Source organism: Longispora urticae (assembly GCF_053902585.1).
On record NZ_JAQZSH010000018.1, the window covers coordinates 178,622 to 190,918 of the forward strand.

A 12,297-nucleotide genomic window follows, 5' to 3' on the forward strand; every position below is an offset into this window, starting at 1 on the left:
ATCTAGGGCCGCCCGGCCGGTCGCACTCGAAGGTGTCGCCTTCCGCCCTGCCGGTCGCACCCGAAGGTGTCGTCGTCCGGATGGCCGGTCGCACTACGGTGTCGTCGCCCGCCTGGCGGCACTGGGTACCGCGGTTCCTCGCCCGGCATGGGGTGGTTTCACCGGGCAGGCGTCGCGGTCAGGCTCACGGTTCGGGTCTGACCATGCCGGTCTCGTAGGCCAGCACCACCGCCTGGACCCGGTCCCGGAGCTGGAGCTTGGCCAGGATCCGTCCGACGTGCGTCTTCACTGTCGTCTCCGCCACGAAGAGTCGCGCACCGATCTCGAGGTTGGACATCCCTTCCGCCACCAAGAGGAGCACCTGCCGTTCGCGGTCGGTCAGGGCGGCCAGCCGCGCGGCTCCCGTCGCCCCGATGGTCGCCCCGATAGTCGCCCCGGCCACCGGGCCCGTGCCCTCCGCCGACTCCGTTGCCCCTTCTGTTTTCAGTCCGGGCAGGGTCGGAGTGTCGGACGGAGCCTGGACGAGCTGGCCGGCGAAGCGTTCCAGCAGCCGTCGGGTGATCCGGGGCGCGACGACCGCGTCGCCGCTGGCCACGATCCGGATCGCCGCGAGCAGTTCCGCCGACGGCACGTTCTTGAGCAGGAATCCACTGGCGCCGGCCTGCAGCGCCGCGAACGCGTCCTCGTCGGTGTCGAAGGTGGTGAGCACCAGGACCCGGGGACCCTCCGGGCGGGCACACAGCACCCGGGTCGCGGCCACGCCGTCCATGACCGGCATCCGGATGTCCATCACCACGACATCGGCGACGACGTCCCGCAGCAGCCGCAGCGCCTCGGCCCCGTCGCCGGCCTCGCCGACCACCTCCATGTCGTCCTGGGCGGACAGGATCACCCGGAAACCGGCCCGGACCAGCTCCTGGTCGTCCACCACGACCAGCCGGATCACGCGCGGCCACCGTTCGCATCGAAAACCGGCGGCGCGGCACGACCGCCTGGAGCACTCGGTCGAGTGAGACAGGAACTCGCGGAACTCAAGGTACTTGAGGAACCGGTAGAACCCGGGGAACCGGATGAGCCCGGGGAACCGGATGAGCCCGGGGAACCGGTGGAACTCGCAGAACCGGAAGAGCCCTGGGAACCGGTGGAACTCGCGGAGCTGGTAGAGCCCGATGAGGATGAAGTGGCGGCGGCGGGGCTGGCAGAGCTGGACGAACTGTCCTGATCACCTGGGCGGACGGCTGCCTTGGCTCGGGGGATCGTCGCCGCGACCCGCCACCCTCCACCGGGGCTCGGACCGATGGCCAGCTCGCCGCCGTGCACAGCCACCCGCTCCCTGATCCCCACCAGCCCGTGACCACCCGACGCCAGTTGTCGACCCTCCGACGTCGATCCAGAGTTCGCGGGCCGTCCCGCACCGTCGTCGCGCACCTCGATGAAGAACCTTTCCGGCGTGTACTCCAGCCGCAACGTCACCGCCGCGTCCCGCCCTGCATGGCGCAGGACGTTCGTCAGGGACTCCTGCACGATCCTGTACGCCGTCAACTCCTCCGCCGCGCTCAGCCCCGTCGGCGTACCGATGGTCTCCCTGGTCACCCGCAGGCCGGCCGAGGTGGTGCGCGCCAGTAGGCCGTCGAGTTCGGCCAGGCCGAGCTGGCGCCGGGCCTCGGAGCCCGATCCGGGGTCACCGCCGGGGTCGGGGTCGGTGGACGCGCCGCGCAGCACCGCGACGACCCGGCGCATGTCGTACAGCGCGTCACGGCCGGTGGAGGCGATCGTCGCCAACGCGTCCTGGGCCCGGGTCGACGAGCGGTCGACCAGGTAGCCGGCGGCGTCGGCCTGCACGATCATCACACTGAGGCTGTGGGCCACCACGTCGTGCAGCTCCCGGGCGATCACGGCCCGTTCGTCGGCGACGGCCAGCCGGGCGAGATGGTCGCGCTCGCGCTCCAGGGTGACGGCCCGTTCCTCCAGCGTCGCCACGTACAACCGGCGGGTCCGCATGCTGTAGGCCGTGATCCAGACGGCGAGGGTCGTGGCCCCGACCACCCAGACGATGGTCCAGAAGTTGTCGGACTGCCGCGCCTCCACCAGCCCCGCCACCACGACGCCGGCCCCGGCACCCGCCCCGGCCAGCACGCCCCAGGACAACCGCGGGCGGTACTTGACGACCGAGTACATGGCGATGAGCACCGCGACGTCGAACCAGCGCACCGAGTCCCGCAGGAGCAGGTGCGCCGGGGCGAGCAGGCCGACGGCGGCCATCGTGAACACGGGCTGGCTCCGGCGCCCGAGCAGCGCCACCGCCATCAACAGGCCGACGCCGACGACGGCGGGAGAGGTCAGCCCCTGTTCCAGGAGCGCGAGAAGCGCGACGCCCGTCGCCACGCCGACGTCGAAGGTCCAGGACTGAAACCGCAGGTAGTGCCACCTTCGCCACACTCGGACAACGATAGTGGCCGGCGCGCGACGGCGCGTCCTCCGTGAGGCGTCCTACCTGGGTAGGACTCCGGGCGTCGCGGAGTCCGTCGGGTCGGTCCTCAGGACGACGACCGGCCGCCCGTCCCGGACATAGCGTCCAGGGTGACATCCGCCCGACCCGAGGGACACCCGATGACCCGAAGCAATGACGACCTTCTCGACGGCCACGCCCCGGTGGGCGGAGACGATCGCGACCGGATGCCGCGTCGCCGGTTCGTGCTCTCCGTCGCGGCGGCTGCCGGCCTCACGCTCCTGGCCGCCACCCCGGCGGCCGCCCAGCCCTCCGCCGCGACCGGCACCGCCACCCCTCCGCCGGGGGCGCCCGGACCAGACCAGCTCCCCGCGGCCAGGACCACGGCACCGTTCGCTCTTCCCTCCACGACGGGTGACCACTCGATCGGCACCGTGGCCCTGCACCTCGTCGACCCGGACCGGACGGATCCGTGGGTGACGCCCGGAAGGAGAAGGGAGCTGATGGTCCAGTTGTGGTATCCGACCGAACACCCCGACAACCGGCTCCTGGCCCCCTGGCTGTCCCCCGCCGAGGCCGGGCCGGTCGGGCGCGATCTCATCGAGACCGTGGGAGGCGCACCCCGGGACGTGCCCGGCCTGGCCGCGGTCCGGACCCATGCCCGGCTGGGGGCTCCGGTCGCGGTTCGGCGCGGCGGCTGGCCGGTGGTGTTGTTCTCCCCCGGCTTCGGCGCTCAGCGCAACTCCAGTGCCGCGATCGTGGAGGACCTGGTCAGCCGGGGGTATGTGGTCGCCACCCTCGACCACACCCATGACGCCATGGCCGTGGAGTTCCCCGATGGCCGGGTCGAGCCCAACACGATCCTGCCCCTGCTCCGCGACATCCAGGACCCGGCGCAGCTGGCCGCGTTCGCGCGCCGGATGGTGGAGGTGCGGGCAGCCGACGCCCGGTTCGTGCTGGACCGGCTGGCCGTGCTCAACACGGGCGGCAATCCGGACGCCGGAGGTCGGTGGCTACCCCGTGGCCTGACAGGGGCGCTCCGGCTGACCGGGGTCGGGATGTTCGGCCATTCCCTCGGCGGGGCGACCGCCGCCCAGCTGATGCATGACGATCCCCGGATCAGCGCCGGGATCAACCTCGACGGCACGCCGTACGGGGCGGACGCGGCGGCGGGGCTCGACCGGCCGTTCCTGCTGGTGGCGGCCGAGGACCACTCCCGGGTGGACGACCCGGCCTGGGGGACGTTCGCCGACAACCTGCGCGGCTGGCACCACGAGATCCGACTGACCGGGGCTCGTCATCTCAGCTTCCACGACACCGTGCTGCTGGGCCCCGCACTGGCCCGGATCGCGGACGTGCCGGTCGAGCGGGTCGCCGAGGTGTACGGTCCGATCGACGGCCGACGCGCGGTGGCCGTGGCGCGCGCCTACGTCGGAGCGTTCTTCGACCTGCACCTGCGCCAACGGAACGGGCACCTGTTCGACGGCCCGTCGCCGAGGTACCCGGAGGTGACGTTCGTGTCCTGAGCACCTACCCGCCACCGTGAACGTTGTGCTCCAGCGGCCGACGAGGACGCGGCGCGCGCCGTGGTCGAGGCGACGGCGACAGAGAGTCGAGCGGTTTGACGGCAGTGGGCTGGCCGGCACCTTCCCCGGATACCTGTCCAACGCGCTGCAGACCAGGTCACGGCAATCGATCACGTGCGGAACGCCGGGCAGGATCCGAGCCGATCCTTCAGGCGGGACCACCCCGACACGGAACTGGTCGAGCACGTCATCACCCTCCGGCACTCCGCCCCCGCCTCATCCTTCACCGGTCGCGAACGTCGGTGAGGACATCCAACCGGCCGGTCGCAACGCTGATCGGCTCGGCTGCGGTGGGGCCGGCCATGGCCTGCGAGCCGTAGTGGCTGATCAGCGACATTTCGACTGTGGATCGAACTTCGAGAGCACAATGGACGAGGTGAAATGGCTACTGGACCACCTGGGTCTGACGATCTTCCTCGGCGTCGTCCTTCTGGGGGTCGTCATCGCGACGGTCGAGTGGCTCCTGGACCGCCTGCGCGACGGCCGCAGGTCCTGGCCGCGAGGCTGGCGGTGGCTGTGCCGGGTAGGCCAGCACACGCTCGAGGGACAGCACCCCCACCCCGAGTCCGCGACGGACCCGTGCCTGTATGAGCGGCGGTGCACAAGCTGCGGCCGGTTGGGGTCTTCCGGGGTGATCCACGAGTACGGCCGGGCCGGCGGGAAGGACGCGGCCTGCGTTCGGATCTCTACCTGCCTCCGGTGTGGCGACGAACGCCGCGACACCGACCACCGGATCAGAACGGTCCTCGGCGCCGACGTGGACAGCGAGGACCGCGAACGGATCCCGACGTGGAGGAAACTCGAGGCCTGTGACGTCGTGGAGATCTGCGTCGACTGCGGCAACTGCGCCATCGCAACGTTTCAGCAGCACGACCCGGAGTCCACGGACTACAGCCACCGCTGCCGGCGCTGCGGGCATTGGGACGCCGACGACGCCGATTGACCGACCAGGTGCTGAACCGCTGAGGAGAATCGGGACTTGGGGATAGGCACTCCAGGGCTGCTCCGCGACTCGGAGACTCTTGGAGCTGGGGAGCTGGGGAGCTGGGAGCCGGGACTCCCGGGTCTCCCGACGCTCCTGGGACTCCCGGCACCCCGGCACACCCGGCACCCCGGGATTCCCGGCACACCCGGCACACCCGGCACCCCGGGATTCCCGGCACACCCGGCACACCCGGCACCCCGGGACTCCGGAAGCCCGGGACCCCAAAGTCGCACATCAGGCCACCCATCGCAACGAGACCACCCCACCAAACACATCACGGACAGCCCCAGTCTCAGGCCAGCGCGGCCAGTGCCTCCCGAATCCGCCCCACCTCCGGAGCATCCACCGCCTCGAACAGTTCCAGCGCCCGGCGCCAGTCCGCCCCGGCCAGGTCCGGCCGGCCCAGATCGAGCTGTGCGGCCGCACGGCCGTCCAGGGCGCCGGCCTGGTCGTGCGGCTGGCCGAGGTCGAGGGCGAGGGCCAGGGCCTCGGTGTGGTCGCGCACCGCGAGGTCGGGGCGGACGGTGGCCCGGCGGGTCCGGCCGAGCCCGTTCAGCGCGGCGAGTTCGCCGTTGCGGTCCCCGATCTCGCGCGCGATGGCCAGCGCCCGGCTCTGGGCGTCCAGGGCCTCGTCGTGCCGGCCGAGCAGCAACTGTGCCTCGCCGAGCGCCGCCAGTGCGCCCTGTTCGGCCTGCCGGTCGCCGATCTGGTCCGCGATGGCCAGCGCCCGACGCAGGGGGCCGATGGCCTGGTCGGGCAGGCCGAGCTGCCGGTACGAGGCCGCGAGGGAGACCGACGCGTGCGCCTCACCGGCCCGGTCGCCGGACTCCCTGACCAGGTCGAGCGCCCGGTGCAGGTGTTCGACGGCCCGGTCGGGGCGGCCGAGTTGGCGGTGCAGCTCCGCCAGTGAGACCGACGCGTGCGCCTCGCCGGGCAGGTCACCGATCTCGGCGGCGATCCGTACCGCCCTGCCCAGGTGGTCGAGGGCGGCCTCGGGGCGGCCGAGCAGCTTGTCGAGGATGCCGAGGCCGACGAGGCCGCGGCGCTCGCCGTTGCGGTCGCCGATCTCGCGCGCGATGGCCAGGGAGCGTCCGAAGTAGCCGATCGCCTCCTGCGAGCGGCCGGTGAGCAGGTGCAGGATGCCCAGTCCGGCCAGGGCGTGTCCCTCGCAGCCCCGGTCGCCGGCCCCGCCGGAGAGTCCGAGTGCCCGACGGTAGGCGTCGAGGGCGTCGTCGTACCGGTCGACTTCCTTGTACAGGTCGCCGAGCCGGGACCAGGCGTGCCCCTCGCCCCGGCGGTCCCCCATCTGGCTGGCCGCCGCCAGGGCCTGGTTGTGCAGGCTGAGGGTGTCGGCGAACGTCCCCCGGCTGCGCAGGTTGCGGGCGAGGACGTCGGAGAGCCGGTTCGGGTACTCCGGCAGCCCGATCCCGGCGGCCTGGGCGGCGACGGCGAGCAGGTTCTGCCGCTCGGTCTCCAGCCACGTCGCCGCCTGGGGTGCCGTGCTCACACCGCGCGGCCGGGTGGGCGGGGTGGTGGTCCGGCACAGGCACAGGTCGCCGTCGTGCGGGTACACGAGGGTCGCGGCGCCGGCCGCCGTGTCCACGTAGTAGTCGAACAGGCGGATCAGGGCGGCGCGGCGGTCCGTGGCGGGCTCCTCGTCGGCGGCCGCGCGGGCGGCGTACCCCCGGAGCAGGTCGTGGAACCGGTAGCGGCCGACGACGGGCTGTTCGAGCAGGTGCGCGTCGGTCAGGTCCTCCAGGAGCCGGTCGGCGCGGGGCACCCCGAGCCCGGAGAGCGCGGCGGCGGCCGGGGCGTCCGTGTCGGGTCCCGGGTGCAGGCCGAGCAGCCGGAACATCCGGCGCTGGTCGGGATCGAGCTGCTGGTACGACAGCTCGAACGCGCCACCGACGCTGCGGTGCCCGGCGACGAGCTGGTCCAGCCGGTGCCGGTGGTCGCGCAGCCGGTCGGCGAGGTGGGCCGGCCGCCAACCGGACCGGGACCGCAGCCGGGCGGCGGCGATCCGGATCGCGAGCGGGAGCCGGCCGCACAACTCGACGATCTCGGCGGTACCGGCCTGGTCGGCGGCGGCGCCCGGCCCGGCGATCCGCACGAACAGCGCGACCGCGTCGGACGGCGGCAGCAGGTCGAGTGACAGCGGCAGGGCGGCGTCCAGACCGGTCAGCCGGTGCCGGCTGGTGACGAGTACCAGGCAGCCGGGGGTGGCCGGCAACAACGGCCGGACCTGGTCCTCGGTCGCCGCGTTGTCGAGCAGGAGCAGCATCCGCCGACCGGCGACGGCGCTGCGGAACAGGCTGGCCCGGTCCTCCGTGCCCGGCGGGATGCGGTCGCCGGGGACGCCCAGGGCGCGCAGCATCCGGTCCAGCGCGTCGCCGGGCGCGACGGCCTCGATGCCCTCGGTGAAGCCGTGCAGGTCGAGGAAGAGCTGGCCGTCGGGGAACCGCCCGGCCACCCGGTGGGCGGCGCGCACGGCCAGCGCGGTCTTGCCGACCCCGGCCATCCCGTCGACGGCCACGACCGTCACCCCCGCCGCGCCGGGATCCGCCGGGGCGAGCAGGTGCGCGAGTTCGGCGGACCGGCCGGTGAAGGTGGCCAGGTCGGTGGGCAGCTGCGCCGGCCGCTCGCCCGGCCACGAGGTCTCGCCGGTCACCGCCCGGGTATGGCCGGATTCGTCGCCCCGGGCCGCGTCGGGTTCGACCCGTTCGGGCTCCGGGCCCGGTACGGCCCCGTCACGGACGTCCGGAGCCGGCTCGGGACCGACCGGACCGGAGCGCGACGTTCCGGCCCGTGCGACACGAGCCTGCCCCGGGCGCCCGTCACGAACGGCCGCCGGCTGCCCGTCCTCCGGCTCCTCACGACCGGAACCAGGCCACCCGACCGGCGACCCGTCGTCATGACCGGCCCCGGACTGCCCGACTTCCAACCCGACACGACGGGTACCGGGCCAACCGGGCTCCGTCCCACCACCGCCAGGACCCGGCGGAGCGGCTTCCCGGTTCCCCTGCCCCAGCTCTGGGCCGTCCGCCGTGCCCCGGGAGGGCGTGCCCACCTCGCCCCGGAGGATCGCCACCTCCACCTGCCGCAGCTCCGGCCCGGGGTCGATCCCGAGTTCCCCGGCCAACCGCGCGACGGCCCGCCGGTACACGTCCAGGGCCTCGGCGGTCCGTCCCGCCCGGTGCAGCGCGAGCATCAGCTGGCCGACGGGCCGTTCCCGCAGCGGGTACGCGTCGACCTGCTCGGTCAGCGCCGCGACCAGTTCGGCCCCCTCCCCCACCGCCAGGCGTACCGCGAACTCCTCCTCCCCGCTGCCGAGCCGCAGCTCCGCCAGCCGGGTGACCGCCCCGTCGATCCCGGGGGTGGCCGGCGCGTCGGCGAAGGGCGTGCCCCGCCAGAGCGCGTGCGCCCGCCGGTAGTACCGCAGGGACTCGTCCAGGGCGCCGGCGGACCGGGCGGACCGGGCCCGGCCGAGCAGGTCCTCGAACCGGTGCAGGTCCAGCTCTCCGTCGCCGACGTGCAGCAGGTAGCCGGGCTTGCGGGTGACCAGCCGGGCCGCGCCGTCCGGGGCCGCGCGCAGGGCCCGGCGCAGGCGGCTCAGGTAGCCGTGCACGAGGGGCCGGGCCTCGGCGGGCGGCTGGTCGGGCCACAGTTCGTCGACGAACTGGCCGACGCTGACGATCTCGCCGGGACGGACCAGCAGGATGCCGAGCACCGCGCGGGTCCGCGGCGGCCCGAGCGGCAGGGGCCCACCGCCCGGACAGGCGCCCGGCCCGCCGGAGAACTCACCCGCCGGGGTACCGCCGGGCCCGGCCCGGCCACCCTCCGACCCACCGGCCGGGCCGCCGCCCAGCACAGGCGCGTCCCGGCCGGACCCGTCCGGCCCGTCACCTGCCCGGCCACCCGCGTGGACCTCGATCGGACCGAGAATCCGGAACTCCATCGCACCTCCAGCCGCCCCGACGCCGACCAGGTTTCATCCTGGTTCCGTCCAGTGTCCAGTGTCACCGTCTTTCACACCTGGTCCGACGATTGTGGAGGGGGGTGCACAACACGTGATCATCATCGAGATCCGCGAACTGGACAAGCTCGAGACGACGTCCCCGACCTACGAGCGGCCGCTGCCGAGGTAGTGACGGGTTGGGGGCATCCTCCTGGGGATGCCCCCATACGCCCTGATATGGAATGAAAGCCCCCATATCTCCCCGCCCGACACGGACCGGAAGACACGGAAGCCCCCGGGCCCGGATCCGAACCTCCCCTCCGGACACAGAAAGGTGCGACCATGCGCGCGCCCAGGGTGAAGCGGGTCCACACTCCCTTCCGGACCGCCTCCGGCGCGATCCGGATCGGCGGCGCGGCCTTCGGAGTGGCCTCGGAGATCACCGACGCCGACGGAGTGCTGTGGTCCCTCATCACGGCCATGGACGGGGTACGACGGCCCGAGCAGGTCGCCCAGCACGTACACCGCGAGTTTCCGCAGCACAGTGTGGACGCGCTGACGGCGGCCATCGGCGGCCTGGTGGCCACGGGGTACTTCGAGGACGGCGCGGTGGCCGCCGACGTCGACCCGGAGCGCCGGGAACGGTACTCCCGCTCGGTGGCCTACTACAGCTACATCGACCGCGCCCCGCGCTCCTCGCCCTGGGACGTCCAGGACCTGATCGGTGCCGCGCACGTCGCCGTCCTGGGGGTCGGCGGGGTGGGCGCCGCGTGCGCGTACAGCCTGGCGGCGTCGGGCATCGGCCGGCTGACCCTGATCGACAACGACGTGGTCGAGTCCTCGAACCTGAACCGCCAGTTGCTGTATCTGCCCGAGGACATCGGCAAGCCGAAGGTGCACGCCGCCGCCGCGCGGATCGGGCTGCTGCGGCCGGACTGCCCGATCGGGGCGCGGCAGGTGGCCGTGGACTCCGAGGAGGGCGTGCGCGCGCTGTTCGCCGAGGTGGACCTCGTGGTGCTCGGGGCGGACACCCCGGACCAGATCGACAACTGGTGCAACCGGGCGGCGCTGGCCACGGGTACCCCCTGGGTGAACGGGGGTTACGACGGCCCGCACGTGTGCCTGACCCTGTACGTGCCGGGCGCGGGCCCCTGTTGGCGGTGCCTGCGGCTGAGCAGCCACTACGAGGGCGAGTCGACCGCCGGCCCGGGCCCGCTGATGCACATGGTCACCGCGGCCACCGCCAACCTGACCGGTCAGTTCGCGGCGCACATCGCGTTGGCGCAGCTCACCGGGGTGTCCCCGCCGCCCGTGGGTGAGCCCGTGGTCTGGAACACGGTCCGGCTGGGGCACGCGTTCACGGTGCCGGTGGCGCACCGGCCCGACTGTCCGGACTGCGGCGGGCCACGATGTCGGTGACGTTCGTCGAGCTGACGGCGCACCGGGAGGCGGACGGATGGATCGTCGGGCGGGCCCCCGCCGGTCCGTTCGTCGCCCTGCCCGATCTGGGGATGGAGACGATCGAGCTGTTGTCGGCGGGCCGGAGTACGGCGGAGGTGCACGACGAGCTGCACCGCCGGCACGGCGAGGAGGTGGACGTCGCGGCGTTCGTGGCGAGCCTGGACCGGATCGGGTTCGTCGCGGAGATCGACGGGCGGCCGGGGGCGACCGTGGCCCAGCCCCGGCCCTCGTTGCCCTGGCTGCGGTCCGGGCATCTGCGCTGGCTGGTGCGCTGGCCGGCGGCCGTGGTCTGGTGTGCGGCGGTGCTGGCGGCGGTCGTGCTGCTGGTCCGGTCGCCGGAGCGCCGGCCGGGGCTCGCCGACCTGGTGTGGGCGGACTCGGCGGCGCTGGTGCTGCTGGTCGACGCGGTGGTCGCCTCGGTGGTGATCTCCCTGCACGAGCTGGGGCACCTGGCGGTGGCCCGCGCCTTCGGGGTGCCGGGCACCGTCACGTTGTCCACCCGGTTGACCGTCCTGGTCGCGCAGACCGATGTCACGGGGGCGTGGGCGTTGCCCCGGCGGCGGCGGGTGCTGGTCTACCTGGCGGGTACGGCGACGGATCTGCTGGTCGCGGCGGGGTGCGTGTTCGCGGGTCTCGGGTTCGCCGCCGACGGGATGGTCGCGACGTGCCTGCGGGCGGTGGTGCTGACCATCGGGCTGGGCGCGCTGCTCCAGTGGGCGCTGTTCCTGCGGACCGACGGGTACTTCCTGGTCCAGGACCTGAGCGGCTGCCGGAACCTGTACGGCGACGCCGGCCGGCTGCTGCGGTTCTGGGTCCGGCGCGGTCCCGACCCCCGCCCGGGGTTGCCGCCCCGGGAGCGCCGCTTCGTCTCCGGGTACGCGCCCTTCATGGCCGTCGGCGCCGTACTCACGGTCGGCGCGTTCCTGGTGGTCTCGATCCCGGTGCTGGTCAGACTCCTGGTGGTGGCGGGTGGCGACGTCGCCCGGGGGGTGTCCGGGCCGCACTGGGCGGATCTGGCCGACGGGGTCGTGGGCCTGGCCGTGTTGGCGGCGTTCCACGGCACGCTGCTCTGGCTGCTGGGGCGCCGGCTGCTCGGGGCGCTGCGCCGCCGTCGCGGGGCCTCGTGACGGCGTACCCCGGTGGCATACTTGTGGGCATGAGTGACGTAGTGAAGGGTCCGGCCAGCTATTTCCCGTCGATCGAGAAGAAGTACGGCCGGCCGCTCGCGGAATGGAAGGACCTCATCCGGGCCTCGCCGCTGACGAAGCACATGGAGCTCGTCGCGTGGCTCAAGGCTGAGCACGGCATGGGCCACGGCCACGCCAACGCCCTCGTCGCGCACACCCTGGCCGAGGACCCCGCCGCCTGACTCCCGCGACGGCCCGGGACCTCCCGACCCCGGCGAACCCGCTGTCGGGCGCGCCGGAACCGGTCCCCGGAACGACGCAGGATCGACAACCCACCTGTCCGCGTGTCGACAGATCCCATCCGCCCGGGGGCCTAGCCTCGAATCAGGGGCAGAGGAGAAACGCCATGAGCGCACAGACCACGGCACGTGTCGACCTGGACGAGGCCGGCGTCACGCTGACAGTCGAGCGTGACGGGGAGACCCACCGGTACCCGCTGCACTGGGATCTCGACCATCCCGCGCCACTCGCGGAGGCCACCCGGGACCTGAGGTGCTGCGAGGGCCTCACGGTCGAGGGCGGCTGGGAACCCGACCCGGCGCGACCGTGCGCCTGGACCGCCCACCTGCGGGTCGCCGAAGCCGCCTGACCGGGCGACGACGGCACGCACGGGGACGACGGCCCGCACGGGCACGGAACGGGGCCACCACCGACGGGGACCGCCCCCGGACCGG

At 73.5% G+C, this 12,297-nt stretch carries 9 protein-coding genes; 6 read left to right on the forward strand and 3 right to left on the reverse strand.

The features are described from left to right. Window positions 1-184: 184 nt before the first annotated feature. Entirely contained in the window at window positions 185-946 is a 762-nt protein-coding gene (locus PT931_RS09105) for a response regulator transcription factor (protein ID WP_456245254.1), read from the reverse strand. Continuing rightward, entirely contained in the window at window positions 943-2,439 is a 1,497-nt protein-coding gene (locus tag PT931_RS09110) for a sensor histidine kinase (RefSeq protein WP_456245255.1), read from the reverse strand. Before PT931_RS09110 ends, PT931_RS09105 begins: the two co-directional genes overlap by 4 nt. Before the next feature lie 171 nt (window positions 2,440-2,610). Between PT931_RS09110 and PT931_RS09115 the strand changes: the two genes are divergently transcribed. Continuing rightward, on the forward strand, window positions 2,611-3,975 hold the full coding sequence (locus tag PT931_RS09115; protein ID WP_456245256.1) for an alpha/beta hydrolase family protein: 1,365 nt from the start codon (window positions 2,611-2,613) through the stop codon (window positions 3,973-3,975). Between the two features lie 427 nt (window positions 3,976-4,402). Beyond that, on the forward strand, window positions 4,403-4,978 hold the full coding sequence (locus PT931_RS09120; protein ID WP_456245257.1) for a hypothetical protein: 576 nt from the start codon (window positions 4,403-4,405) through the stop codon (window positions 4,976-4,978). Window positions 4,979-5,312: 334 nt separating this feature from the next. Here PT931_RS09120 and PT931_RS09125 read toward each other — a convergent pair whose 3' ends face one another. After that, window positions 5,313-8,975, reverse strand: coding sequence for an AfsR/SARP family transcriptional regulator (locus PT931_RS09125; RefSeq protein WP_456245258.1), 3,663 nt, complete (start codon window positions 8,973-8,975; stop codon window positions 5,313-5,315). A gap of 342 nt (window positions 8,976-9,317) precedes the next feature. Between PT931_RS09125 and PT931_RS09130 the strand changes: the two genes are divergently transcribed. The 4 genes from PT931_RS09130 to PT931_RS09145 all read left to right on the forward strand — a co-directional run bounded on the left by PT931_RS09130 (window position 9,318) and on the right by PT931_RS09145 (window position 12,212). Continuing rightward, window positions 9,318-10,394, forward strand: coding sequence for a HesA/MoeB/ThiF family protein (locus PT931_RS09130; protein WP_456245259.1), 1,077 nt, complete (start codon window positions 9,318-9,320; stop codon window positions 10,392-10,394). Continuing rightward, the gene (locus tag PT931_RS09135; protein ID WP_456245260.1) at window positions 10,391-11,563 is read left to right on the forward strand and encodes a hypothetical protein; all 1,173 of its coding nucleotides are present in this window, start codon (window positions 10,391-10,393) and stop codon (window positions 11,561-11,563) included. The genes PT931_RS09130 and PT931_RS09135 overlap by 4 nt, the downstream gene beginning before the upstream one ends. A gap of 29 nt (window positions 11,564-11,592) precedes the next feature. Next, complete coding sequence (locus PT931_RS09140; RefSeq protein WP_456245261.1) at window positions 11,593-11,805, forward strand: DUF4287 domain-containing protein; 213 nt, start codon at window positions 11,593-11,595, stop codon at window positions 11,803-11,805. A 164-nt stretch (window positions 11,806-11,969) separates the two neighbouring features. After that, a complete protein-coding gene (locus tag PT931_RS09145) occupies window positions 11,970-12,212 on the forward strand; it encodes a hypothetical protein (protein WP_456245262.1) in 243 nt (80 codons plus the stop codon). The last annotated feature ends 85 nt before the right edge of the window (window positions 12,213-12,297 follow it).